Genomic DNA, 25,999 nt, shown 5'->3' with positions numbered 1-25,999 from the left:
GCCTGTTCGTCGGGTGACCTGTAAGGGGGTGAGTAGATGGTTGATGTTTTATCGCAGAATGAGATCGATGCCCTGCTGGCCGCGCTCTCTTCCGGAGAAATGGACGCTGAGGAATTGAAGAAAGAAGAAACGCAAAAGAAGATCCGTTCCTATGACTTTAAAAGAGCGGTTCGTTTCTCGAAGGATCATATTCGAAGCTTAACCCGGATTCACGAGAACTTTGCAAGATACCTGACCACTTATTTTTCAGCCCAGCTGCGCACGTTTGTGCATATCAGTGTCGTTCAGGTTGAACAGCTTCCTTATGATGAGTTTATCCGTTCCATACCTAAAATGACGGTGCTTAACATCTTTGAGGCAGAACCGCTGAAAGGCCGTATGGTAATGGAGGTCCATCCCAACATCGCCTATGCGATGCTTGACCGAATGCTGGGCGGGACCGGGACAGCGCCAAGCACGATCGGCGCCATGACCGAAATCGAAACGATCATCATGGAAAAAATCTTCAGCCGTGCATTTGAAAGTCTCCAGGAAGCTTGGAAAACGGTGATTGATATTTCGCCGCGCCTGGAGGCACTCGAGACGAATCCGCAGTTTATGCAAATCGTCTCCCCCAACGAAACGATTGCACTGATATCGCTCAGCACAAAAATCGGTGATACGACAGGGATGATTAACCTCTGTATCCCGCACGTTGTTCTGGAACCGATCATGTCCAAGCTTTCGGCACACCAGTGGTTCGTTTCCGAGAAAAAATCGCGGGTTCCGGAAGAGGTGGACGCCCTGAAGCAGCGGGTCAGCAAAGCGAAGCTGCCGGTTGTAGCAGAGCTGGGTGTTTCACAGCTGACGGTTGCAGAATTCCTCGGCTTGGGGGTCGGGGATGTCATCAGCCTGAATAAGCCGGTCCACGATGGGCTAGCCATTAAGGTCGGCGACAGATTGAAGTTTATTGGCAGTCCCGGCACGGTGAAGGATCGGGTTGCTGTACAAATCGATGAAATTGTCATCGAAGGAGCTGAAGAACTTGACGAGTAAAGATTATTTATCCCAGGAAGAAATCGACGCCTTGTTAAAGCAGTCGGAAATGGCTCCGGCCCCTTCTTCGGCGGCAACCGTAGACGACGTGCTAACGCCTCTCGAGCAAGATGCGCTTGGCGAGATTGGGAATATCACTTTTGGCAGTGCGGCAACGGCTCTATCGACACTGCTGGGCAAAAAGGTTGATATTACAACGCCAAGAGTTTCGATCATTACCAGAAGCCAGTTTGAAGCGGAGTTCCCGAAGCCTCACGTTGCGGTTCACGTAACCTATGTGGACGGCTTTGAAGGCATCAACTCCCTTGTCATTAAATCGAGAGATGCCCAGGTCATTGCGGATCTGATGCTGGGCGGAGAAGGCAATCCGGCGGATGAAGAGCTGAATGAAATACATATCAGCGCTGTGCAGGAAGCGATGAACCAGATGATGGGTTCCTCGGCAACGAGCATGTCCACCATCTTCAACCGTTTTGTCAACATTTCGCCACCCGGGATTGATATTTTGAATGTAGAGAGCGGAACGGGGGTAAGCAATCTCCCTCCGGATGAAACGCTGATCAAAATCTCTTTCCGATTGATTATCGGTGATTTGATTGACTCAACCATCATGCAGCTGCTGCCGGTGGAATTTGCAAAAGACATGGTTCGCACGCTGATTGGCGGAGCAGAGGAGTCTGCTGTTGAAGCAGCTGTGACGACAGAGGCGCCTCCGGTTGTGGAGAGCCAACCTGCGGTCGATCATCATGCAGTACCAAATACCCAACAGCCTCCAGCGGGAGCTGCGCCAATGCAGACTCCAGGCCCAGATTACAGTCAGCCGATGCAAGGAGGACAGGTACCGCCTTCCATGCCATATGGGATGCCCCATCAGCCCCAACAATATGGCGGAATGCCTAACCGGAATGTAAATGTGCAACCGGTGCAGTTCTCTAATCTGCAAGCTCCACCGTACGCGCAAGTAGATGAAAACAATCTTAACTTACTGATGGACATTCCTCTTAAAGTCACCGTAGAATTAGGAAGGACCCAGAAGCAAATTAAGGATATCTTGGAAATGACGCAAGGCTCTATCATTGAGTTGGACAAGCTTGCAGGTGAGCCTGTAGACATACTCGTCAACAACAAGTTGATCGCCAAGGGAGAAGTCGTGGTCATTGACGAAAACTTTGGGGTTCGGGTCACGGATATCGTAAGCCAATGGGACCGGATTCAAAAATTACAATAGCACTATATATTAGGGAGGATTATTATCAATGGCTAACCGAATTCTGATTGTGGACGATGCTGCATTTATGCGAATGATGATTCGCGACATTCTGGTTAAAAACGGCTTTGAAGTAGTAGGTGAGGCTCAGGATGGTGCGCAAGCTGTCGAGAAATTCAAGGAGCTTCGTCCCGATCTGATCACGATGGATATAACGATGCCTGAGATGGACGGTATCGCTGCATTGAAGGAAATTAAAAAGACGGATCCGAACGCAAAAGTCATCATGTGTTCTGCGATGGGACAGCAGGCGATGGTTATCGACGCAATCCAGGCGGGCGCTAAAGACTTTATCGTCAAACCGTTCCAATCGGACCGCGTCATTGAAGCTATCAACAAAACGCTTGGCGTATAAGGGTAGCTAAGATGATGGCAGCTTCGAAGGAAATAGGAACAGGCAGCACTGCCGAATATTATTTACAGTTGTTTTACGTCTTTATTGTGCTCGCCGTCATCATCGTTTTGATCGTAATATTGATTCGCTTTCTGAACCGGAAGAATCAGAGCTGGATGCAGGGCCGCTCCATTCGTACCCTCGGTGCAGTTGGACTCGGCCCGGGCAAATCCCTCCAGCTGATTGAGATCAGCGGCACCATCTATCTGGTCGGTGTCGGAGAAGATGTAAGCTTGCTGGACAAGATCTCCGATCCCGATGAAGTGGAGCGGATCCGGGCGGCCTTCGAGCAGGATTCCGGATTGCATGCAGGGGTGCTGCCGCCATTTGTTACTAAACTGGCGGCGAGGCTCCGCAAGGAGCAACCGCAGGAGCATCATGATGTGGAGCAGACATCCTCGTTTCATGAGGTGTTTGAGTCCAAGCTGCGCAGCGTCCCGAACCGGAAGCAAAAGGTCGAAGAATTGCTGCGGGAGGATCATAAGGATTCATGAATAAAAAGATCATTTACCTTATCTCGGTTTTTATGCTGATCGGCCTGCTCTTTACTCAGGCGGCTTCGGCTAGTCCGATTCCGAATATCGACATTCAGATCGGCAATGAAGGGGAAAGTCCGGGGACAAGCGCGTTATCCTTGATTCTCTTAATCACGATACTCAGCATTGCCCCGGCCATCCTTGTATTGATGACAAGCTTCACCCGGATTGTCATTGTGCTTGGATTCGTCCGGACTTCACTGGGAACGCAGCAAACGCCGCCTAACCAGGTGCTGATCGGTCTGGCGCTGTTTCTGACCTTGTTCGTCATGGCGCCAACGCTGTCCTCGATGAACGAAGTGGCGCTTCAACCCTATGTGCGCGGGGAAATTACGCAAACCGAGGCATTGGAAAGGGCGCAGGACCCGATCAAAAGATTCATGTTCTCCCATACGAGGGAGAAGGATCTGCTGCTCTTTATAAACTATACCGGGGCGGAGAAGCCGGAAACGTACGAGGATCTGCCGCTGCATGTGCTGATTCCGGCATTTGCAATCAGCGAGCTCAAGACAGGCTTTCAGATGGGCTTCATGATCTTCATCCCGTTCCTCGTGATCGACATCGTCGTAGCGAGCGTTCTGATGGCGATGGGGATGATGATGCTGCCGCCGATCATGATATCACTGCCGTTTAAAATTTTGCTTTTTGTACTGGTGGATGGATGGTATCTTGTCGTCAAATCGATGCTGATGAGTTTTAACCCGTAAAGATTCAAGCGGCAAGTATTTCAGAACAGGAGGACTCGCCGTGAGTGCTGAATTTATTATCGGTCTGGCAGGTCAGGCTGTTTATATCGTTCTTCAAGTAAGTGCGCCGATGCTGGTTCTGGCACTGTTAGCAGGTCTGTTGATCAGTATTTTCCAAGCGACAACACAGATTCAGGAACAGACGCTGGCCTTCGTGCCGAAAATCATCGTCGTGCTTGTGGCGCTGCTGCTGTTCGGTCCTTGGATCCTAACTACGATGGTCGATTTTACGTACGGCATTTTGGACAATCTCCACAAATATATCGGATAGGCTGAGTGTCCATGGAATGGTTGCAGCAGGTAGTACCTGTATTTATGCTTATTTTTTGTCGAATTACTGCATTTTTTGTAGTTGTGCCCGTGTTTTCTACGCTTAGCGTGCCGGCCTCCTACAAGATCGGCTTGTCCTCTATTATCTCGCTGATTGTATATTTGAGTTTTGGCATCGGCGCGGTTGTGCCGCAGGATATGGGATATGTCATACTCATTATGCAGGAAGTGCTGGTGGGGCTGCTGCTTGGATTTACGACTTACCTGATGATGGCTGCAGTTCAGACCGCAGGTGCGCTGATCGATATCCAGATCGGCTTCAGCATGGCGAATGTGATCGACCCTTTTACAGGAGCGTCTACGCCGCTGATTGGCCATTTCAAGTACATGCTGGCGCTGTTGGTCTTCTTGAGCATGAACGGTCATCACTATCTGTTGGACGCCATCATGTACAGCTATGACTGGATCCCTGTAACAGGAGAGATTTTCAGCAAAATCCATGATGGCAGTGTGGCCGAATTTTTGATACGCACGTTTGCATACTCCTTCGTCCTGGCGCTGCAGATGGCTGCACCGCTGGTGGCCGCGCTGTTTCTGACGGACGTCGGGCTTGGCTTTCTGGCCAAAACGGCACCGCAGTTTAACGTGTTTGTGATCGGCATCGCGTTGAAAATTATCGTAGGACTAATCCTGCTTATGCTGCTGATGCCTGGATTAACCGCCCTGTTTGATTTTCTCTTCGGTAAAATGTTCGAGTCGCTGAGGTATCTGCTTGACACTGTAGGTGATCGGACATAAACGGCTTAACGTTGGAGGTGTAACGGATGGCCAGCCAGTACAGATATCAGGTGGATTTACAGCTGTTCGCCGGGGAGAAAACGGAAAAAGCAACGCCGAAAAAACGTCAGGATACCCGGAAAAAAGGACAGGTAGCCAAAAGTATGGAGCTGTCCGGATCATCGGTCCTGCTTGCCGGAATGTTCTGTTTGCTCGTTTTTGGCGGATACATGAAGGATCGGACCGTCCGGCTCTTTACAGACATTTTTATCAATCGGCTGTCCATGAACGTAACGCCTGAAAATGTGATGTCGATGTTCGGGGAGTACGGGATTCAGATTTTGCTGCTTCTTGCTCCTATTTTTGTAGCTGTTTTTGTTATTGCGCTGCTCGTCAACTATTTGCAGGTCGGGGTTCTCGTGACGGGCGAACCGCTGAAAATGAAGTTCAGCAAGCTGGACCCGATCAAAGGTTTTAAAAATATATTTTCCATGCGTTCTCTGGTGGAGTTTCTGAAGTCTATCACCAAACTCGCGATTATCGGTTTCATGGTGTACAGCACGATATGGGCGGCTCGCGGGGAGCTCTCCGCGCTGTCGAATATGAGCCCCGATACAATTTTTCATTTTACCGCTAGTGTAACTACAAACCTGGGATTGAAAATTGCGGTCGGTCTGATCGTGCTCGCTTTCCTGGATTATATGTATCAGAGATATGACTACGAAAAAAACATACGAATGTCCAAGCAAGACATTAAAGATGAATACAAGAAGATGGAAGGCGATCCGTTAATTAAAAGCAAAATCAGGGAGCGCCAGCGGAGGATGGCTCTGCAGCGGATGATGCAAGAGGTTCCGAATGCGGATGTGGTCATTACGAACCCGACGCATTTTGCCGTCGCTCTGAAATACGATGGGGCCACGATGGAAGCTCCAGAAATTATTGCCAAGGGCCAGGACTACATGGCTCTGCGAATTAAAGAAATTGCCAAGGAACATGGCATCATGACGATCGAAAACAAGCCGCTGGCACGAGCGTTGTACGGGCGGTCGGAAATTGGGGAAGCCATTCCCGGAGATCTGTTCCAGGCCGTAGCGGAAGTGCTGGCCTATGTATATAAACTTAAAGGTAAAGCGAAATAACTAGGGGACCGGAGGCCGAGTGCAGTGAAAATTAAAGATATATCTGTCCTTGCGGGTATCATTGGCATCGTGATGATGATGATTCTCCCGATCCCGATATGGCTGCTGGACGTGCTGCTCATCATCAACATCTCACTGGCGCTGATCATTTTGCTGGTAGCCATGAATACAAAAGAAGCGCTGGACTTCTCGATATTTCCATCGCTCCTGCTCATTACAACCCTGTTCCGGCTGGCGCTTAACATCTCGACCACCAAGCTGATTTTATCTGAGGCTAAAGCGGGCGAGGTTGTAGCTACCTTCGGCAGCTGGATAGCCAACGGAGAAATAGCCGTCGGTTTCGTGGTCTTCCTCATTCTGGTTGTCGTGCAGTTTATCGTTATCACGAAGGGCTCCGAGCGCGTGGCTGAAGTTGCAGCGAGATTTACGCTCGATGCGATGCCAGGGAAACAGATGAGTATCGACGCTGACCTGAATGCAGGTTTGATCAACGAGCAGCAGGCGAGGGAGCGCCGGCGCAAAATCGAGCGCGAGGCCGACTTCTACGGGGCGATGGACGGTGCGAGCAAATTCGTTAAAGGGGATGCGATCGCCTCGATTGTCATCCTCCTGATCAACCTGATCGGCGGTTTTATTATCGGGATGTCCATCCACGGCATGAGCTTTGCTGAAGCGATGAGCACCTATTCCATCCTGACGATCGGGGACGGTCTGGTCAGCCAGATTCCGGCCCTTCTGATCTCGACTGCTGCGGGGCTGATTGTGACAAGAGCGGCATCGGACGGGAATCTGGCGGAGGATCTCAGCAGCCAGCTCTTATCTTACCCTAAGCTGCTCTACATCGTGGGGGGCACGGTGCTGCTGCTGGGACTGTTCACGCCGATTGGCCCGTTGACGACAGTGCCGATTGCCATCGTTCTATTCATTGCAGCACGAACGATGCAGAACTCACTGGAACGCAAGCAGGTCGAGGTGGAGCAGTTGGAGGAAGAGCAGCAGATCGAGGAGGTTCGCAGTCCGGAAAGTGTCATCAATTTGCTGCAGGTTGACCCGATCGAGTTCGAATTCGGTTACGGGCTCATTCCTCTGGCAGATGCCCAGCAGGGTGGAGATTTGCTTGATCGGATCATCATGATCCGCAGGCAGTGCGCACTTGAACTCGGCCTGGTCGTTCCGGTCATACGCATTCGCGACAACATCCAATTGAAGCCGAATGAATATGTCATCAAAATCAAAGGCAATGCGGTCGGCGGCGGCGAGCTGCTGCTGAATCATTATCTGGCGATGAGCCCCGGTTATGATGATGACTCCGTGACCGGCATCGACACGACTGAGCCGGCCTTTGGCCTTCCGGCGCTATGGATTGACGAAGCGATGAAGGAACGGGCTGATTTGGCCGGTTATACGGTTGTAGATCCGCCGTCTGTCGTTGCCACCCATCTCACCGAGCTGATCAAGCGGCATGCGCATGAGCTGCTCGGGCGGCAGGAAACGAAGACGCTTATCGACAATATCAGGGAGAGCTACCCGGTGCTTGTGGACGAACTGATCCCGTCGGTGCTGACGATTGGCGATGTTCAGAAGGTGCTGGCTAAGCTGCTTCGCGAGAAAATATCGATCCGGGATATGGTGACGATTCTGGAGACACTGGCCGATTACGGGCACTATTCGAAAGACCCGGAGGTGCTGACCGAGTACGTGCGTCAGGCCTTGTCAAGGCAGATCACCCAGCAATATGCTCAGGACGGCGAGGTTATGCGGGTCATTACCGTTGGGCCTGCGCTTGAGAAGAAGATTGCCGAGAGCGTACAGCAGAGCGATCAAGGAACGTATCTGGCCATGGACCCGTCATCGACACAGACGATCTTCCAGAAGCTCGGTGAGCAGGTGAACAAAATTGTACAGATGGGACAGCAGCCGATTCTCCTGGCATCTCCTGCGATCCGAATGTATTTGCGGCAGGTGATTGAGCGCGGTATGCAGGATATCCCGGTCTTGTCCTACAGTGAACTGGAGCCTAATGTCGAAATTCAAAGCGTCGGGGTGGTGAACTTATGAGAGTGAAAAGGTATATCGTGGACACGATGCCTGAAGCGATGCAGCATATCCGCACCGATCTGGGGGCGGATGCGGTAATTCTCAGCACCAAGGATATCAAAGTCGGCGGTTTTCTCGGCATGTTTAGCCGGCGAAAGATTGAGGTCATTGCGGCGGCTGAACAAGAGGAGAAGAAGAAAACCGTTTCCTCCTCCAAGCCGAGGCCGGCGGCGTCCGCAGTCGCTGGAGGGGCTGTTCCCCAGGCTTATAAGAAGGCAGCCAGCTTAAATGCCGGACAGCAGCAGGGAGGCGCAGCCATCGCCACCGCGCCGCCGGAAGAGAGCCTTCCGAAGCGTGATGAAGAGTATGAACGGTTCGCGTCGGCTCTCCACCAAGCGGCCGCAGCCCAGCTGGAGCCGGATCCGTCCTCTGTGGAGGAGAGGCAGCGGGTAGCTGAAGAAGCGGGGCCTTCCCGGATTGGCAAGGAGAGAAAGGTTCCCGAAGCAAGGGATGACAAGCGCCCGAGCGCAGCTTCCGAGTTGAGCATCACTGAACAAAATTTGCTGGCGGAACTGCGCGAGATGAAAGAATGGATGGCCAAGTTGTCGCGGCAGAACCTGGAGGCACAACAGCTGCCTGAGCCAATGCAGCGAATCCGCGATCAGCTGCTGAAGCAGGAGGTATCCGCCAAGCTGGCGGAAAGATGGATGGATGCAGCGATCGATGCCTGGAATGCCAGCGGCAAAAATCTGGACGACCAGCAGCTGCAAGACATTATACGCCAGCAGGCGGCATCGTTCCTCGCTGACCGGTTCGGGGGAGGTGTGCGGAAGGATACGCGCATCGTGTACATTGCGGGACCTACCGGTGTCGGGAAAACGACAACGATTGCCAAAATTGCGGCCGAGCAGCTGTTCAAGTTTCATCGCAAGGTAGGATTCATCACCTCGGATACGTATCGGATATCCGCAGTGGAACAGCTGCGTACTTACGCGTCGATCCTGAATGTGCCGATGGAGGTTGTGCAGTCACCGGGGGAAATGCAGCGGGCGATGCAGCGGCTGGAGGATTGCGATCTGATACTGATGGACACCGCTGGCCGGAATTATCGCAACGAGCTGCTGGTGTCCGAGCTCCAGAGCCTGTTGTCCCACTCCGCTCAAAGCGAAACCTATCTGGTGCTCAGTCTCACCTCCAAAAGCTCGGACATGATCGAGATCACGGATCATTTCGCCAAGTATGCGCTGGACAAAGTCATTTTCACGAAAATGGATGAAACCGGAAGCTACGGATCTTTGTTTAACGTGCTGGATTCGTACGATCTCAGCCTATCCTATATGACCAATGGTCAAAACGTGCCTGACGATCTGATCATCCCGGATGGCGAACTGTTGTGCAGGCTGCTGCTGGGAGAGATGGCGTCATGACGGATCAGGCTCAGTCGCTGAGACAGCTGGTTTCCGCCCAGCGGACAGAAGAGCTGCAGGATCCATCGGCAAGAACCGCCAAGATCATTACCGTCACCAGCGGCAAGGGCGGGGTTGGCAAATCGAATTTCACATTGAATTTTGCACTTGCGCTTCAAGCTCTGGGAAAAAAAGTTCTTGTGTTTGACGCTGATATCGGCATGGCGAATATCGATGTTCTGATGGGAGTGTCCTCTCCCTACAACCTTCATCATCTGCTCCAAAGGGAGAAGCGGATGGAGGAAATTATTCAATATGGACCGCAGCAGCTGCCGTTCATTGCCGGCGGATCGGGGATGTCGAATATGTTTTCGCTGTCGGAGGAAGAGCTGCACTATTTCATGACTCAGATCGAGACGGTGTCTGACGGGATGGACTACATTATTTTTGACACCGGGGCAGGGCTGTCCAAGGAGACGATGAAATTTATCACCTCTGCGGATCAATGCATCGTAGTGACGACGCCCGAGCCGACCTCGATCACCGATGCCTATGCCTTGATCAAGGTTGTGCATGTGACGGAACCATCGGTACCGTTCAGCCTGATCATTAATCGTGCGGGAGATGACGGCGAGGCGAAGGAAGCCTCTGATAAAATCATTCTAACCGCACAGCGCTTTCTGGAGCTGGATATTAAGCTGCTGGGCAAGGTTACGGATGATCCCCATGTTGTCCAATCGGTCAAACGACAGGTTCCATTTATCGTCGCTCATCCTCGTTGTGAGGCTTCCCGCGACATTCAGCGAATCGCTCTTCGCTACATTGCCGCACCCGCTCCACAGGAGGCAGCGATTCCGAAGGGAATCAAAGGTTTCATGCACCGTTGGTTAAGGCGCTCAAAATGATTCTTATTTGGAAGGACAGGAGCTGGAGGACTTTATGCCCCCTTTTCGCGTGCTTGTTGTAGATGATTCAGCATTTATGCGGAAGATTATTTCCGATCTTATCGAGCGGGATGAGCTCTTTACGGTGGTCGGAACAGCGACTAACGGTCGAGACGCTATTGAACAAATGAAAGAATTGGACCCCGACGTGATTACGCTGGACGTCGAGATGCCGGTGATGAACGGTCTGGACGCGCTGAAGATCATGATGCAGGAAGGGCCGCGCCCGGTCATTATGTTATCCGGCATTAACGAGCAGGGGATGAAGGAAACGATTCTTGCTCTGGAATCCGGAGCTTTTGATTTTATACGCAAGCCTTCGATCACCAATGCGATGGATATTGAACAGGTTCGCCAGGAACTGATGAAACAGCTGCATGTTGCCATGCAGGCGAAGGCAAGGAGAGCGCAATGGGAGGAAGAGGAGCGTTTGCGGGCCGAGGCTGGCCGTGCGGACGCGAAGGAAGTTAAACATGCACCGCCTGCTGCTAAGACGACATTCCCATTGACCAAGCCTTCTGATCTGTCATCAGGAGGCCAATCCGGTATGAAGCAGGCGAAGCCGAAAGCGAGCAGCGCGGCAAAGCCTGAAAGGTCTGGGAAGCCTGAAAGGGCTGAGAAAAAGCTGCCGGAGCCGAAAGAGTTCAAAAAGCGGGTGCAAAAACTTCCGGCATCCCAGCCGATTGAAGTCAGAAGGACGCTTGAGAGCAGCAAGCCTGCAGTTCAAGAGCAGCGCGGCATTCCGGATGCCGGACGCCCGGACATGCAGAAGCCGGCTTCTGCTGCGGCAGCGGCTTCGGATTTCTCCAGCCTGGTTGCCATCGGCTGCTCGACAGGAGGTCCTCGGGCCTTGAAGACGTTCCTGGAGAAAATTCCCGGTGACTTTCCTGCACCGATTGTCATCGTTCAACATATGCCGCCCAAATTCACCAGATCGCTTGCCCAGCGCCTGAATTCATTCAGCAGCGTGCAGGTGGTGGAGGCAGAGCATGGCATGCCGCTTCAGGCAGGACATGCCTATATCGCCCCGGGCGGAAGCCACATCCTGGTGGAACAGCTGCCAAGCGGTCAGCTGGGAATCAAGACAACGGATGATGCGCCGCGAAGCGGACACCGTCCGTCGGTCGATGTCATGTTCGAATCGCTGATGCCGTTAACTTCCCTGAAGCGACATCTGGTCCTGATGACCGGCATGGGGAGCGACGGGGCGAAGATGATGAAAAAACTGTATGACGCTGGGGTTACTTCAACCTTTGCGGAGAGCGAGGAGACCTGTGTCGTATACGGAATGCCGCGCTCGGCCGTTGAGCTGGGATGTGTGACTCACATTCTTCCGCTGCATGAAATTGCACCAAGGCTGGTTCAAGCAGTAAATAACGGAAAGTGAACTTACGGAGGAGGTGTCTCTCAATGGACATGAATCAATACTTGACGATGTTTATTGATGAGTCAAATGATCATCTGCAATCATTAAATGAAAACATGCTTCAATTGGAAAGCAATCCGGACGACCTGGGCATTGTGCAAATTATTTTCCGGTCGGCGCACACGTTAAAAGGGATGGCAGCAACGATGGGCTTTGAAGACCTGGCCTCGCTGACCCACCAGATGGAAAACGTGCTGGATTTGGTTCGCAACGAGAAACTGAAAATGCAGGATTTTATCTTCGACACACTCTTCAAAAGCTTGGACGCACTTGAATCCATGGTGCAGGATATTATGCAGGGAGGAGAAGGCAAGGCGGATGTCAGTTCCATCGTCGCTTCCCTGCAGGCAATCGTGCGCGGGGAAGGGCCGGCAGCGGCTTCTGCACAAGCTGAAGTTGCCGCAGGGGCTTCGGGCGGATCGGCCGTTCATGCCGGCATTGAACTGGATGAGTTTCAATACTCGGTTCTGGATCAGTCGATCTCGGAGGGACACAAGGTCCTCTACATACAGGTAACGCTTCGAGAGGACTGTCAGCTGAAAGCCGTTCGCGCCTACATGGTGTTCGAGCTGTTGGAGCGGTCCGGCGAGGTTGTGAAGTCCCATCCGGCGGTTCAGGAGATCGAGCAAGGCGATTTTGAACGTATTTTCTCCTTATATTACATAACACAAAAAGACGCGCAGGATATCGAAGGACAAATCCAGGGTGTGTCCGAAATCGAGAGCGTGACGGTAACCGCGCTGGATCATGAATCGTTGCAGCAGATGGCACAGGCAAGCGCTTCTGTTGCGGAAACGGCTGCCACAGCTGCGCCGACTGCTGCACCGGCCCCAAGCAGTACGCCAAGCGCACCGGCCGCAGCCCCGTCATCCGGCAAGAGCGGCGATACGGCAGCATCTGCAGCCAAAGCGCCGGCCCGAAGCGGAGGCGCCGCTGCTAATCCGTCCCGGACGATCCGGGTGGATATCGAACGGCTGGATGTGCTGATGAATCTGTTCAGCGAGCTGCTGATCGACCGCGTCCGGCTCGAACAGCTTGCCAGCGAGACCAACAATCAAGCCTTGACCGATACGGTCGAACATATGAGCCGGGTCAGCAGTGATCTGCAGAACATCGTACTGAAGCTGCGGATGGTGCCGGTGGACACCGTGTTCAACCGCTTCCCGAGAATGGTGCGTGATTTGGCCAAGACGCTCGACAAGAAGATCGATCTTGTCATCACGGGCGCTGATACGGAGCTTGACCGCACGGTGATCGATGAGATTGGAGATCCGCTCGTCCATCTGCTCCGGAACTCTGCCGATCATGGGGTTGAGCCGGTGGCAGATCGGATCGCTGCTGGCAAGCCGGAAACGGGAACCGTTCAGCTTCGTGCCTTCCACAGCGGCAATAACGTGTTCATTGAAATCGAAGATGACGGAAGAGGCATCATCCGGGAAAAGGTACTGGGCAATGCACTTAAGAAAGGCATTGTCACTCAGGCCGAAGCCGATGCGATGTCGGATGAAGAGGTGCATCAGCTTCTGTTCGCGCCTGGCTTCAGTACTGCAGAGAAAATATCGGACGTATCCGGCCGCGGCGTAGGACTGGATGTTGTTAAATCGAAGATCGTCTCTCTCGGAGGCAATGTCACCATCTACTCCACGCCGGGTAAAGGCACGAACTTCTCGGTTCAGCTGCCGCTTACGCTGTCGATCATCGGTGCCATGCTGATCAAGATGGGCTCGGAGAAATATGCAATCCCGCTGTCTTCCATCGTGGAAACCTCCGCGATCAAGCGCAATCAGATCAAGAATGTACACGGAAGCCGGATGATTCACTTCCGCGAGTCGCTCATACCGATTATTTCACTAAGCCAGGTGTTCGAAGTTCCTGATTTCGACGAGGAGCAAGAAGAAGAAACGGAAATTCTGATCATTCGCAAGGGAGATCGCCTTGCCGCCCTGACCGTGGACGATTTCATCGGCCAGAGCGAGATCGTGATCAAGAACCTCGGCAAATACTTGCCGGCCATTCAAGGCGTATCCGGCGCGACCATCCTTGGCGACGGACAAGTGGCTCTGATTATAGACGCGAACGCGTTTATAAAATGAGGACGTTGTAAAGTCCCGAAACATACGGCTGCCGGCAGCTAGCGGCGGACCAACAGGCAAACATTTTTAGGGGAGGTTTTCAATCATGGGAGAAGAAATCAAGGTAATTGTCTTTAGACTTGGCAGCGAGGAATATGGCATCGAGGTGGACAAGGTTCAGACGATCGAGCGGATGATGCCTATTACACGGGTTCCGAAAACCTATTCATTTGTAAAAGGTGTAATCAATCTTCGGGGTGTTGTCATTCCGGTTATCGACCTGCGCGGTCGTTTTGGACTGCCTGAGATTGAAGAAACCGATCAGACCCGAATTATCATTGTTGCTGTAAATGAGATGCAGGTCGGCTTTATCGTTGATTCGGCCAGCGACGTTATCGATATTAACTCCGACCAGATCGATTCCCCGCCAGAGGTGGTCGGCGGCATTAAAGCGAAATACCTTCAAGGTGTGGCGAAGGTAGGAGAGGAGCGCCTTCTGGTCATGTTGAACCTCTCCGAGGTTCTGAACAAGAGCGAAATCATTCAGCTTGAAGGCTTGGAAGAATAGCGGTGGAGCTCTTTAAACATGGAAAGGACGTCAAGATGGACGTCCTGAAGGAAGTAGGAAACATCGGCGCAGGTCACGCAGCGACGGCTCTGTCTCATCTCCTTAACAAGCCGATCGACATGGCTGTGCCGATGGTTCAGCTTCTCCCGTTCGAGAGAATTGCCGAATGTGTCGGCGGGGCCGAACAACTGGTGCTGGCAGTTTTTTTGAGAGTGGAGGGAGAGGCACCGGGCAATCTGTTTTTTATTATGAGCCCAGAGGCGGGGAAAAACCTGCTGCAGCGTCTTGCAGGCATTGAAGTTGAAGAAGGCGGGATGTTCTCCGAGATGGAGCAGTCTGCACTGTGTGAAATCGGCAATATTTTGGCTGGGTCATACCTGTCGTCCCTTGCAGACTTCACCAATCTTGTGATGACCCCGACGGTGCCCGGACTGGCCATGGATATGGCAGGGGCGATTCTGAGCTACGGATTGATTCAGTTTGGTGAAATGGGAGACGATGCCCTCTTAATCAATACGACGTTTCTTGAAGGACATAACGAGGTAGAAGGGCAATTCTTTCTGATCCCTGATCCAGATTCATTTACGAAAATCTTTGAAGCTCTGGGAGTGCCTTTGGAGAATGAGTGATCAGAAAACCATTGTACATGTGGGGATGGCGGATCTGAACGTCGCAGGTCCGGATGGTGTTCTAAGAACAATGGGACTCGGCTCATGCGTCGGGCTGACTTTGTATGACCCGGTGACCAAAATCGGAGGATTGGCACATGTAATGCTGCCCAGCTCGGCCATCGCCAAAGAGGGGCAGTTGAACCTGGCCAAGTATGCAGACACGGCGCTTCCGATACTGCTGAACAAGATGAGAGACCTGGGGGCATCACCCCAGCGAATGATCGCCAAGATGGCCGGAGGCGCGCAGATGTTTGCGTTTGCCGGCGCGGGAGACAGCATGCGGATCGGTCCTCGGAATGTAGAATCATGCCGTGAAGGACTCGCCATGCTGGGTATTCCAATCGTAGCGGAGGATACGGGGGGGAATTACGGAAGAACGGTTGAACTGGATTGTACAACAGGGAAGTTTATGATACGGAGTGTACAAATGGGAATAAAGGAACTGTGACATGATGCAAAAACTTCGATTGAACCTATGGCTAGGCATTGCCGGCTTTATGTTGACATTTATGTTTTCTGCTCGGAACAATCTGTGGATCACTAGTTTGAATCGCGCGTTGCTTGCATTTGTAATATGGTTTCTGGCGGCATTTGTTCTAAGATGGGTATTCTCATTTATTATGAACCCCGACCCTGGCGGTGCACACCAGCGCAGCGCGGCGCCTGGGACGGATACGAATGAGGCCCGGGGGAACTTGTACGATGTTTCTACACCGGAGGAGGACAAAGAGCTGATGGATCTTCTCAAACCCGAATCCGGAAAGGGGCAAGAAGGATTTAAGCCGCTGGACCCTCCGAAGTTGGTTTCCACCAAAGATCCGGAGGAGTTGGCAAAGGCTGTTCGTTCCCTGACGGAAAAATAAGGAGGGTGAAGGCAATTGGACGAACGTAAAGCTTCGAATCTGAGTCATGCAGATTTATGGGCTGCATGGAAGGAAAATGGGGATCAGGAAGCGAAAAAGAAACTAATCGAATATCATCTGCACATTGTCGACTATGTTTCCAGCCGTTTGGCCGTCAGCCTTCCGAAAAATGTCTCCAAGGGGGATTTGGCCAGCAATGGCGTTATGGGTTTGATTGATGCCATCGAAAAGTTCGATTATAAACGGGGATTGCAATTTGAAACCTATGCCTCCTGGCGAGTGCGGGGCGCGATTCTGGATTCGCTTCGCCAAGGGGACTGGGTCCCGCGTTCTGTACGCGAAAAAGCAAAAAAAATAGAGACGGCATACCAGCAGCTGGAGCAGAAGTATTTGCGCAGTGTCAGCGATTCGGAGATGAGCGAGTACTTGGAAGTGTCGGAGAAGGAGTTCCGCCATATGCTGCAGGAGGTGGCTGTCATGACGCTGACTTCCCTTGAAGATCCGATCAGAGAGGAAGAGTCGGAGACGCGCATGTCGCTTCTGGTCGATGAGAAGGCCAAGAATCCGGACCATAAAGTACATGAGTTTTATTTGCGTGAAGCGCTCATCAAAGGAATCGGCAAGCTGACGCCGAAAGAGCGGACTGTCGTTTCTTTGTTATATTATGAAGATCTATCACTCAGTGAAATTGCTGAAGTGATGTCTTTATCTCCATCACGAATTTCACAGCTGCATTCCAAGGCGATTTTAAGACTTCGTGGCGCGCTTGAGAAGGATCGGGATTTGCTCATGCAAGCCGATTGAACGCGTCATTGATGAAGGGGGTTCCTGGATGTCTGCAGGGCATGATTTGGATCATTATTTAAGCGTTACGGTCTCTGATGACAAGCTGACTGCTTATGTGCAGTTCAAAAATTGGGAAGAGAGCTTCACCTGCTCTGTACAGGCATTGGAGCAATTTTTGGCCAGTCATCAGATTCGGTATGGGCTTCAGCCTGAGGCGCTGCGCTTGATCGCCACCGATGGGGAGCAATTTCAGTACACCAAAGTAGCTGTAGCCATTGGGAAGGAGCCGGAGAACGGCGAGCATGGCAGGATCGATTACAGGGTGGATCTGGGAGAGGGAGAACATCTCAAACCGCGCGAAAGCGAAGACGGCAAGGTGGACTATAAAGATGTGATCCGCTTGAACAACGTCAAGAAAGGACAGCTTCTGGCAACCCGAATTCCGCCGACCAGCGGAACACCCGGCACGGCCGTCACCGGCGAGGAGATTCCGTGCAAGCCTGGCAAAGAGGCGCATTTCCGAGTGGGCAAGAACGTGGTTGTCAACGGGGAGAACAGCGCGATGTACGCAGGGCTGGACGGGTTGGTGACCAAAACGAGCAACGGCAAAATCAATGTGTTTCCTGTGTATGAAATTAACGGTGACGTAGATTACAGCATCGGAAATATTGACTTTGTTGGTACGGTCGTCATTCGCGGGAACGTATTAACCGGTTTTCGGATCAAGGCAGCAGGCGATATACGCGTCACGGGTTTTGTGGAGGGCGCTGAGCTTGAAGCGGACGGTTCCATCGACATTTCGGGCGGAATCATCGGCTACAATAAAGGCTTCGTTAAAGCGGGGCGGGATGTGAAGAGCTCTTTCATTCAGGATGGGAACGTGATCGCGGGCGCTAATGTATTGGTATCCCAGAGCATTATGCACTCGAATATTCGCGCAGCCGAGAACATCGAATGTGTCGGGACGAAAGGGCTGGTTGTGGGCGGTGTCCTGCAGGCCGGCGAGAAAGTCATTGCGCGCACGATCGGGAACAGCATGTCTACGGCTACCGTCATCGAGGTTGGTGTACTGCCTGATCTTCGAAATGAGCTTACCGAGCTGAGAAGCCAGCTTAAGCAGATCACGGAAAACATGGACAAAACGGATAAAGCGCTTTATTTATTGAATCAGATGGCCTCGACCGGGCAGCTTCCGCCGGACAAGCTTGCGATGCGCATCAAGCTGAATGCGACTCGCAAAAGCGCGCTCACCGAGCAGGAGAGCATCAAGGATCGGATGCTTGAGATTGAAAAGATGCTTGAGGATACGAGCAAGGCCAGAGTGAATGTGATCAAGACGATCTACAGCGGCTCTAAAATTGTTATCGGACGTTATACCCGATTTATTAAGGATCCGACGCAACGTGTTTCGTTTTATTATAATGAAGGTGATATTACAATGGTACCTTTGATATAATGCTGTTAAGCAATCGTGCCATGTGTTCAGGCATATGCTGATGCAACTTATTCCAAGGATACGAGGTGATTCCCTGTGAGCTTGAAATCAGTTGAAATGCAAATAGCAGTACCGCGTACCCATGAAGCGGGTAAAATGCACAATGAATTGCAGCAGCGTCCCTACAACGACCAGAGCCTGCTTGCCGGAGAGCAGATCAAAAACAGTCGCATCCAGTCTCAGCGCAGTACAGAAGTGTCAGAATCCGCTGAAGCGGCGATAAGAGATGACGGAAACCGGCAGTCCAGCGAGCAGCAGGAGCGGCACGCTTCTGATTCCAGCGAGCAGCAGGAGAAGCCGGCGGAGCATCCTTATAAAGGGAGAAATTTTGACGTCACGCTATAAACTAATTTATCGGCATAAAGGAGTTAATTGTTTTGTACCCTTGGATATATATTGTGCTTCTTGGTGTCGCAGCGCTGCTGTATGCCTGGTTACTTCCCAAGCGGCAGGATGGCTCCGGAGCGGAGCAGGGCATCGTGAAGGAAGTGGAGAGCACGCTCGAGACGTATATGCTGGAGATTCAGAATGAGAATGAGCAGCTTGTCGAACTGGTCGGCCAGATGAAGGAAGATCATAAGGTCAAACTGCTGAGTCAACAGGAACAGATCAAGGAGCTTCGGGCGAGCATGATCGATATGGAGAGGCGTTTATCCGAGTCGGAGGCGCGCCTCCAGACCGCAGAAGCAGCGGTTTCTGCGGCGGCAGCAAACTACAGGGCTTTAGAAGAAGAGCGGGGGGCAGTCGAAGGTCCCGAAGTGTTGGCAGAAGAGACAAGCCCGCCTCCCGTTCCTTCCATTAAACAAAGGTATGCGGAATTGTTTGATTTATATGATCAGGGCAAGTCGATTGACAGCATTGCAAAATCCTTGGGACTTCAGCGCGGAGAGGTTCAAGTGATTATCCAGCTGGCGAAACAGGAGGAGTCCGCATGATCAGAAACCGTACATTTATGATGGGTCTGGGCATCGGACTTGTTCTTGGCGCCATACTGCTGCAGCTGATGATCATCGGGGAAGGAAAGCAGACGCAGGAAGATGCGGCTGCCAATTTGACGAGAGAACAGCTGATCGCTGCTGCCGAAGCGATGAATTTGCAGGTCGTGGAGCGCTCCGAGGACGAAGAAGGAGCCGGGGAAGAAGCGGACGCTGCATCCGGCACGTCGGAGGGAGAGGCCGAAGCTGCTCCTGTCAATCCGCCTGCTCCGGAAGAGCCGGAGGCACCACAGCAGCCGGAACAGCCAGATGAAGCGCAGAGCGCCTCGACCCAGGCTGGCGGTGAGGTATCGCCGCCATCTGAGCCGAAGCCGCCTGCGGAAGAGCCGATCAAACTGGTTGTGGTTCGAGGCAGCATGCTTGCGGATGTGGCAGAGGATTTGCTCCAGGCGGGAATTATTGAGGATAAGCAAGCGTTTATTGCAAGAGCTTCCTCGCGCAACATCAACAGGAGGGTGCAGACAGGAACCTACTCCTTCAAGGCAGGAGAAGATTTCGACACCATCATTAGTGAACTGACAAAACCGTCCAACTAGGCTGTAAGCCGGCGTGGATGGTTTTTCCTGTTGCATTCGGCTGATTGTCCCTATTTCGATGTGCGGCCTCGCTACAAAAGACATTGCAAGCTGTCTCCGAGTATGATATAGTAATTGACGGTGTTAAAACACACGCTGGAGTGATTTCGTTAAGGGTGCTTCCTTCATGGGGAGTCTTGACGAAAAATGACCTTGGCGGAGGGACACACAAAAACCAAATTTAGGAGGTGTGTGAAGATGGCAGTTATTTCCATGAAACAGCTTCTTGAAGCTGGCGTTCACTTCGGTCACCAGACTCGTCGCTGGAACCCGAAAATGGATAAATATATCTTCACTGAAAGAAACGGTATTTACATCATTGACCTGCAAAAAACGGTCAAAAAAGTAGAAGAGGCTTTTAACTTCGTTAAGAGCATCGCTGCCGAGAACGGAACAATTCTGTTTGTCGGTACTAAAAAACAAGCTCAAGATTCCGTTAAGGAAGAAGCAGAGCGTTGCGGTATGTTCTACATCAACCAGCGCTGGCTCGGCGGAACGCTGACCAACTTCGAAACGATCCAGAAGCGGATCAACCGTCTGAAAGAACTGGAAAGATGGGAAGAAGACGGTACGTTCCAAGTGCTGCCTAAGAAAGAAGTTATCCTTCTTCGCAAGGAGAAAGATCGTCTTGAGAAATTCCTGGGCGGTATCAAGAACATGAAGGGTCTTCCAAGCGCCCTGTTTGTTATCGATCCTCGTAAAGAGCGCATCGCTGTAGCGGAAGCTCGCAAACTGGGTATCCCAATCGTTGGTATCGTGGACACGAACTGTGATCCGGACGAAATCGACTATGTAATTCCAGGTAACGATGATGCGATTCGCGCAGTTAAATTGTTGACTGGTAAAATGGCGGATGCCGTTGTGGAAGCTCACCAAGGTGAAGAAACTACAGCTTAATCCTCAAAGTGAAATGTATAAACTTTGAATTAAATGAAAAGGGTGGTTGGTAGGTGGATAACCTCTCGCCGCCCTTTTTTTAAGGCTGCAAAGCAAGACCTTTTCTAATCTAACTATTTGGAGGGAATTCTAATGGCAGTAACGGCTAGTGCGGTAAAAGAACTCCGCGAAAGAACAGGCGCGGGCATGCTGGATTGCAAAAAAGCGCTCGACGAAACAAACGGTGATATCGATAAAGCGATCGCGCTTCTTCGTGAAAAAGGATTGGCTGCAGCTGCAAACAAAGCGGGACGTGTGGCAACTGAGGGCGTTGTAGAATCCTATATTCACGGCGGCGGACGCATCGGCGTTCTCGTTGAAATCAACTGTGAAACAGACTTCGTAGGCAAGACGGATCAATTCAAAGAGTTTGCACGTGATATCGCGATGCATATCGCTGCAGCGAACCCTAAATTTGTTCGTCGTGAAGAAGTTCCTACTGAAGAGCTTGAGAAAGAAAAGGAAATTTTGCGCAATCAAGCTCTAAACGAAGGCAAACCGGAAAAAATCGTAGAAAAAATGGTCGAAGGCCGCATCAACAAGTACTACGAAGAGCATTGCCTGCTTGAGCAAGCATTCGTTAAAGATCCGGACAAAACGATCAACACACTGCTGAACGAAAAAATCAGCACGATCGGAGAAAACATCTCTATCCGTCGCTTTGTTCGCTATGAACTGGGTGAAGGCCTGGAGAAAAAACAAGACAACTTCGTAGAAGAAGTTATGGCTCAAGTGAATAAATAAGCCTGATTGGCTAATACGTTATTGAAAAAGAGTGGAACACACCGGTGTTCCTTCTTTTTTAAAAATGAACATAAGTAAACATGCCTTTAGCAGCACGAATGCGTCTGCATGTCGTTTTTCAAACGGGCGCTGTAATAAACCGGCGCCTCTTAAAGTGGAGGGTTATCATTTGGAACAGCCTGTATTTAAACGTGTGATATTGAAGGTCAGCGGGGAATCCCTGGCAGGACAGAATGGTTACGGAATTGATGCTGACACAATCGGATCGATTGCGCAGCAAGTTCGGGATGTTGTCGAGCTTGGTGTCGAGGTTGCGATTGTGTGCGGCGGCGGAAACATCTGGCGCGGCATCGCCGGCAGTGCCAACGGAATCGATCGGGCAACCGCCGATTACATGGGAATGCTTGCCACAGTGATGAACTCCCTTGCTTTGCAGGATGCCTTGGAGCAGATCGGAGTTCCTACGCGTGTGCAGACCTCCATTTCCATGCAGCAAATCGCCGAGCCGTATATTCGCCGTAGAGCCATTCGTCATCTGGAAAAGGGCCGTGTCGTCATTTTTGCCGCAGGAACGGGCAACCCGTACTTCTCCACCGATACGACCGCAGCACTTCGCGCAGCGGAAATCGAAGCAGAAGTTATTCTCATGGCGAAGAACAAGGTGGATGGAGTGTACTCCGCGGATCCATTTAAGGATGAAACTGCCGAGAAATACGAGCAGCTTACTTACCTCGATGTGTTGAACAAGAACCTGGGTGTTATGGACTCAACAGCTTCATCGTTATGTATGGACAACAACATTCCGCTGATCGTATTCGCCATTACGGAGCAAGGCAATATCAAACGCGTCGTTCTGGGTGAGAAAATAGGAACGATTGTTAAAGGGAGTGTAGACTAATGCCTCAATCGGTCAAGAAAAATGCTGAGGAACGTATGGAAAAAGCAATCCAAGCTTTAAAACGTGATCTGGCTACCCTGCGTGCCGGACGAGCGAACACGGCGCTGCTCGACCGAATCCAGGTGGATTACTACGGGGCTCCGACTCCGGTTAATCAGCTTGCCAATATCAGCATTCCGGACAGCCGTACACTCATGATTCAGCCGTGGGATAAATCCTCTTTGGCTGATATCGAGAAAGCGATCATGAAGTCAGATATCGGTCTGACGCCGGCCAATGACGGCAATCAGATTCGTCTGTCGATTCCGCCACTGACGGAGGAACGCAGAACCGAGCTTGTCAAAATGACAAAGAAATTCGGCGAGGAAGCGAAAGTGGCCATCCGCAACATTCGCCGCGATGCCAATGATGACATCAAAAAAATGGAGAAAACGGATATTTCCGAGGACGAGTCCCGGAGACATCAGGAAGATATCCAGAAGACGACGGATAAGTTTATCGCGGAAGTCGACAAAGTCCTCGTTGCTAAAGAAAAAGAGATTATGGAAGTATAAGAGACTTGCGGCCCCTCCGGTTATGGTGGGGTTTGTCTCTTTTTTTGCAGAAAGATGCCTGGAGGAAATGGAATGATCAAACGGGTTCGATCGTGGTTGAATCAGGAGGACAGTCAGCAGGCGCACCGGATCTCTCCGGACAATATCCCTCACCATGTCGCCATCATTATGGATGGCAACGGTCGCTGGGCGAAACGGCGCGGTATGCCGCGGATCGTTGGACATCAGAACGGATTGAAGGCCGTGAAAAGAGCGGCTATCGCAGCCGATGATTTAGGCATCAAAATTTTGACGATGTACGCTTTTTCGACGGAGAACTGGAAACGCCCCAAAGATGAGGTTGATTTCCTGATGAAGCTTCCGCAGGAATTTCTGGCAATTGAGCTGGAAGAGCTGATTCAGAAGAATGTCCAGGTGAGGATGATGGGACATCCTGAGGATCTGCCGCAGCATACGCGGGATGCGATGGAAGAAGCGGTTGCCCGAACAGCAAGCAATACCGGACTTGTCCTAAATTTTGCGCTTAATTATGGCAGCCGCAAGGAAATAACGGAAAGCATCAGGGCGCTTGGAAAAGACATCCGCGAGGGAACCCTACTGCCTGAGGATATTACCGAGGAAATGATAGGTGAACGGCTTCTCTCAGGCGACCTACCTGATCCGGATTTACTCATCCGTACCAGCGGTGAGCTCCGCCTCAGCAATTTTATGCTCTGGCAGCTGGCTTACAGTGAATTATGGTTTACGGATATCTACTGGCCGGAATTTACCAAGGAACACTTGATCGAGGCCGTTGCGGAGTATCAGCACAGAACACGTCGTTACGGCGGATTGTCGTAGAATATGGAGGATGGAGCATATTGAAACAGCGATTGATTACCGGATTCATTGCGGGAGCGGTCTTTTTGGGATTATGTTTCATAGGCGGGTTATGGTATCACTTTCTCATTGTGGCCATGGCTTTGGTCGGCTTCTATGAGTTTGCCCGAATGACAGGTACGGCACCATTTGGAGGAGCGGCTGCACTGGGTTATGCAGGGGTGGCTGCACTTGTGTTCCCATGGGAAGGTTTCGGTATCGCCTTTACCCTTCCATGGGAGCAGGTCATCTGGCTGCTGCTGTTTTTGCTGCTGCTCGTAACGGTAACGACCAAGAACAGTGTTGATATTCGCCGGGTATCGCTGCTTCTTCTCGGTGCGGTATATATCGGGATCGGCTTCTCTTATATCGCTGAATCCCGTAGCGCACCGGACGGCAACGGTTTGTTCTGGACGTTTCTGCTTCTGGTGTCGATTTGGGCAAGTGATGCAGGCGCATATTTCGTTGGCAAATGGATCGGAAAGCATAAACTGTGGCCGGCGATCAGCCCGAACAAAACGATCGAAGGCGCTGTTGGCGGTGTCATTATCGCGGTATTTACATCGCTGGTATTCGCTTTTCTCTCCAGCGGGCTTCTTCCTGCGGGACAAGCAGCGCTGATTGGCCTCTCTTGTGCCGTAATCGGCCAGTTGGGGGATCTCGTTCAGTCCGCCTACAAACGAGTGTACGACATTAAGGATTCCGGCCAGCTTCTGCCCGGGCATGGCGGGATTCTGGATCGCTGTGACAGCTGGATCATCGTTTTTCCGTTTGTACATATCATTAATCTTCTGCCTTACTGATGAAAGGAAAGAGAAGCATGAAAAAAATCAGTGTGCTCGGTTCGACCGGCTCCATCGGAACGCAAACGCTGGATGTGGTCAGGAAGCACCGGGAACGGTTTCAAATTGAAGGGTTGGCGGCGGGAGGCAATACGGAGCTTTTGCTTGCGCAGGTTCACGAATTTGCGCCAAGTAAAGTCTCCGTAGCTTCCAGGGATCTGGCCGAGCGCATCAAGCATGAGCTTCCGTCTGGTACGCAGCTGTATTACGGTTCGGAGGGGCTTGTCGAGATTGCCGCGGGTACGGAGGCAGAGCTTGTCGTGACAGCCGTGATGGGGAGCATGGGGCTTCCGTCAACACTGGCGGCTATTCGCGAAGGCAAAACGATTGGCTTGGCCAACAAGGAAACGTTAGTGACAGCAGGTCATCTGGTCACAGCGCTGGCTGAAGAGAAGGGTGTGAAGCTGCTGCCGATCGACAGCGAGCATTCGGCGATCTTTCAGTGCCTGAACGGGGAGCGGCATGAGGACATCGAACGGATTACATTGACGGCCTCGGGCGGCTCCTTTCGTGACTATACCCGTGAACAGCTGGTGAATGTGACGGTGGAGGATGCGCTGAAGCACCCGAACTGGTCGATGGGCGCGAAGATTACAATCGACTCGGCGACGATGGTTAACAAAGGGCTTGAGGTGATGGAGGCGCATTGGCTGTACCAGATTCCGTATGACCGGATATCGGTGCTTCTGCATCCTGAGAGTATCATTCATTCCTTCGTTGAATTCAGAGATTCGAGCATTATTGCACAGCTGGGCAACCCGGATATGCGCGTGCCGATCCAGTACGCCCTGACCTATCCGGAACGCTGGGAATCTCCGGCGACGAGGCTGTCATTGGCGGAGGCAGGCAAGCTGAATTTCCGTGAAATGGACATGGAGCGGTTTCCGTGTTTAAGACTGGCTTATGAATGTGGTAAAATGGGGGGGACGGCTCCAACCGTGTTTAATGCGGCAAACGAAGTTGCGGTTGCCCGTTTTTTGCGGAAAGAAATTTCGTTCCTTCAGATTGAAGAGATCATTCAAGAGGTGACGGATCGTCATGAGACGATTGCGAACCCGGCGCTCGAGACGATTGAAGAGGCTGATCAGTCCGCCCGTGAACTGGCATCAAGGCTGTGAAATTCAGCTGGCCTGCAATCTCCCTTGAAAAAAGCTGTCAGCTT

General features: G+C 51.7%; 29 protein-coding genes. All 29 read left to right on the top strand.

The annotated features are described in order from the left end of the window. Window positions 1-36 precede the first annotated feature (36 nt). The 29 genes from fliM (at window position 37) to CHH67_RS13470 (ending at window position 25,955) form a co-directional block, all read left to right on the top strand. Window positions 37-1,035 carry a flagellar motor switch protein FliM gene (fliM, locus tag CHH67_RS13610; protein WP_095265734.1) on the top strand — a complete coding sequence of 333 codons (999 nt, stop codon included), beginning with the start codon at window positions 37-39 and terminating at the stop codon, window positions 1,033-1,035. Continuing rightward, window positions 1,025-2,263 carry a flagellar motor switch phosphatase FliY gene (fliY, locus tag CHH67_RS13605; RefSeq protein ID WP_095265733.1) on the top strand — a complete coding sequence of 413 codons (1,239 nt, stop codon included), beginning with the start codon at window positions 1,025-1,027 and terminating at the stop codon, window positions 2,261-2,263. Before fliM ends, fliY begins: the two co-directional genes overlap by 11 nt. Window positions 2,264-2,291: 28 nt before the next feature. After that, window positions 2,292-2,657, top strand: coding sequence for a response regulator (locus tag CHH67_RS13600; protein ID WP_095265732.1), 366 nt, complete (start codon window positions 2,292-2,294; stop codon window positions 2,655-2,657). Between the two features lie 11 nt (window positions 2,658-2,668). Continuing rightward, entirely contained in the window at window positions 2,669-3,190 is a 522-nt protein-coding gene (locus CHH67_RS13595; RefSeq protein ID WP_095265731.1) for a flagellar biosynthetic protein FliO, read from the top strand. Beyond that, the gene (fliP, locus tag CHH67_RS13590) at window positions 3,187-3,939 is read left to right on the top strand and encodes a flagellar type III secretion system pore protein FliP (RefSeq protein WP_095265730.1); all 753 of its coding nucleotides are present in this window, start codon (window positions 3,187-3,189) and stop codon (window positions 3,937-3,939) included. The genes CHH67_RS13595 and fliP overlap by 4 nt, the downstream gene beginning before the upstream one ends. A 40-nt stretch (window positions 3,940-3,979) precedes the next feature. Beyond that, on the top strand, window positions 3,980-4,249 hold the full coding sequence (gene fliQ, locus CHH67_RS13585; protein WP_095265729.1) for a flagellar biosynthesis protein FliQ: 270 nt from the start codon (window positions 3,980-3,982) through the stop codon (window positions 4,247-4,249). A gap of 11 nt (window positions 4,250-4,260) precedes the next feature. Beyond that, entirely contained in the window at window positions 4,261-5,046 is a 786-nt protein-coding gene (gene fliR / locus CHH67_RS13580; RefSeq protein WP_095265728.1) for a flagellar biosynthetic protein FliR, read from the top strand. A 26-nt stretch (window positions 5,047-5,072) separates the two neighbouring features. Beyond that, window positions 5,073-6,167: a flagellar biosynthesis protein FlhB gene (gene flhB, locus CHH67_RS13575; protein WP_095265727.1), complete on the top strand. Its 1,095-nt coding sequence runs from the start codon at window positions 5,073-5,075 to the stop codon at window positions 6,165-6,167. 24 nt (window positions 6,168-6,191) lie between these two features. Continuing rightward, window positions 6,192-8,225 (top strand): flagellar biosynthesis protein FlhA, encoded by a 2,034-nt coding sequence (flhA, locus tag CHH67_RS13570; protein ID WP_095265726.1) that lies wholly within the window; start codon window positions 6,192-6,194, stop codon window positions 8,223-8,225. Further along, window positions 8,222-9,631 (top strand): flagellar biosynthesis GTPase FlhF, encoded by a 1,410-nt coding sequence (gene flhF / locus CHH67_RS13565; protein ID WP_095265725.1) that lies wholly within the window; start codon window positions 8,222-8,224, stop codon window positions 9,629-9,631. Before flhA ends, flhF begins: the two co-directional genes overlap by 4 nt. Next, a complete protein-coding gene (locus tag CHH67_RS13560) occupies window positions 9,628-10,515 on the top strand; it encodes a MinD/ParA family protein (RefSeq protein WP_095265724.1) in 888 nt (295 codons plus the stop codon). Before flhF ends, CHH67_RS13560 begins: the two co-directional genes overlap by 4 nt. 34 nt (window positions 10,516-10,549) lie before the next feature. Beyond that, window positions 10,550-11,941: a protein-glutamate methylesterase/protein-glutamine glutaminase gene (locus CHH67_RS13555; protein ID WP_095265723.1), complete on the top strand. Its 1,392-nt coding sequence runs from the start codon at window positions 10,550-10,552 to the stop codon at window positions 11,939-11,941. Between the two features lie 23 nt (window positions 11,942-11,964). After that, window positions 11,965-14,073: a chemotaxis protein CheA gene (locus CHH67_RS13550; RefSeq protein WP_095265722.1), complete on the top strand. Its 2,109-nt coding sequence runs from the start codon at window positions 11,965-11,967 to the stop codon at window positions 14,071-14,073. A gap of 85 nt (window positions 14,074-14,158) precedes the next feature. Next, on the top strand, window positions 14,159-14,620 hold the full coding sequence (locus tag CHH67_RS13545) for a chemotaxis protein CheW (protein WP_095265721.1): 462 nt from the start codon (window positions 14,159-14,161) through the stop codon (window positions 14,618-14,620). A 35-nt stretch (window positions 14,621-14,655) separates the two neighbouring features. Beyond that, window positions 14,656-15,249 (top strand): chemotaxis protein CheC, encoded by a 594-nt coding sequence (locus CHH67_RS13540; RefSeq protein WP_155618140.1) that lies wholly within the window; start codon window positions 14,656-14,658, stop codon window positions 15,247-15,249. Continuing rightward, the gene (locus CHH67_RS13535) at window positions 15,242-15,739 is read left to right on the top strand and encodes a chemotaxis protein CheD (protein WP_095265719.1); all 498 of its coding nucleotides are present in this window, start codon (window positions 15,242-15,244) and stop codon (window positions 15,737-15,739) included. The genes CHH67_RS13540 and CHH67_RS13535 overlap by 8 nt, the downstream gene beginning before the upstream one ends. 1 nt (window position 15,740) lies before the next feature. Further along, window positions 15,741-16,154, top strand: coding sequence for a hypothetical protein (locus CHH67_RS13530; RefSeq protein WP_095265718.1), 414 nt, complete (start codon window positions 15,741-15,743; stop codon window positions 16,152-16,154). A 15-nt stretch (window positions 16,155-16,169) separates the two neighbouring features. Then, window positions 16,170-16,958 carry a FliA/WhiG family RNA polymerase sigma factor gene (locus CHH67_RS13525; protein ID WP_095265717.1) on the top strand — a complete coding sequence of 263 codons (789 nt, stop codon included), beginning with the start codon at window positions 16,170-16,172 and terminating at the stop codon, window positions 16,956-16,958. A gap of 28 nt (window positions 16,959-16,986) precedes the next feature. Next, entirely contained in the window at window positions 16,987-18,396 is a 1,410-nt protein-coding gene (locus CHH67_RS13520) for a flagellar assembly protein A (protein WP_095265716.1), read from the top strand. A 75-nt stretch (window positions 18,397-18,471) separates the two neighbouring features. Then, window positions 18,472-18,780 (top strand): hypothetical protein, encoded by a 309-nt coding sequence (locus CHH67_RS13515; RefSeq protein WP_095265715.1) that lies wholly within the window; start codon window positions 18,472-18,474, stop codon window positions 18,778-18,780. A gap of 32 nt (window positions 18,781-18,812) precedes the next feature. Further along, window positions 18,813-19,370: a DUF6115 domain-containing protein gene (locus CHH67_RS13510; protein ID WP_095265714.1), complete on the top strand. Its 558-nt coding sequence runs from the start codon at window positions 18,813-18,815 to the stop codon at window positions 19,368-19,370. Beyond that, a complete protein-coding gene (locus CHH67_RS13505) occupies window positions 19,367-19,966 on the top strand; it encodes an endolytic transglycosylase MltG (protein WP_095265713.1) in 600 nt (199 codons plus the stop codon). The genes CHH67_RS13510 and CHH67_RS13505 overlap by 4 nt, the downstream gene beginning before the upstream one ends. A 237-nt stretch (window positions 19,967-20,203) precedes the next feature. After that, entirely contained in the window at window positions 20,204-20,902 is a 699-nt protein-coding gene (gene rpsB, locus CHH67_RS13500) for a 30S ribosomal protein S2 (protein ID WP_095265712.1), read from the top strand. A gap of 132 nt (window positions 20,903-21,034) precedes the next feature. Next, window positions 21,035-21,685: a translation elongation factor Ts gene (tsf, locus tag CHH67_RS13495; protein ID WP_095265711.1), complete on the top strand. Its 651-nt coding sequence runs from the start codon at window positions 21,035-21,037 to the stop codon at window positions 21,683-21,685. A 169-nt stretch (window positions 21,686-21,854) separates the two neighbouring features. After that, entirely contained in the window at window positions 21,855-22,583 is a 729-nt protein-coding gene (gene pyrH / locus CHH67_RS13490; RefSeq protein ID WP_095265710.1) for a UMP kinase, read from the top strand. Further along, on the top strand, window positions 22,583-23,137 hold the full coding sequence (gene frr / locus CHH67_RS13485) for a ribosome recycling factor (RefSeq protein WP_095265709.1): 555 nt from the start codon (window positions 22,583-22,585) through the stop codon (window positions 23,135-23,137). Before pyrH ends, frr begins: the two co-directional genes overlap by 1 nt. Window positions 23,138-23,209: 72 nt before the next feature. Beyond that, window positions 23,210-23,977 carry an undecaprenyl pyrophosphate synthase gene (locus CHH67_RS13480; protein WP_095265708.1) on the top strand — a complete coding sequence of 256 codons (768 nt, stop codon included), beginning with the start codon at window positions 23,210-23,212 and terminating at the stop codon, window positions 23,975-23,977. Window positions 23,978-23,997: 20 nt separating this feature from the next. Next, the gene (locus tag CHH67_RS13475) at window positions 23,998-24,798 is read left to right on the top strand and encodes a phosphatidate cytidylyltransferase (RefSeq protein WP_095265707.1); all 801 of its coding nucleotides are present in this window, start codon (window positions 23,998-24,000) and stop codon (window positions 24,796-24,798) included. A gap of 17 nt (window positions 24,799-24,815) precedes the next feature. Beyond that, a complete protein-coding gene (locus CHH67_RS13470; RefSeq protein ID WP_095265706.1) occupies window positions 24,816-25,955 on the top strand; it encodes a 1-deoxy-D-xylulose-5-phosphate reductoisomerase in 1,140 nt (379 codons plus the stop codon). The last annotated feature ends 44 nt before the right edge of the window (window positions 25,956-25,999 follow it).

Source organism: Paenibacillus campinasensis, assembly GCF_002272015.1.
GTDB lineage: Bacteria > Bacillota > Bacilli > Paenibacillales > Paenibacillaceae > Paenibacillus_AQ > Paenibacillus_AQ campinasensis.
The sequence above is the reverse complement of the archived record's forward strand: the minus strand, read 5'-3'. Positions and strand labels throughout refer to the sequence as shown.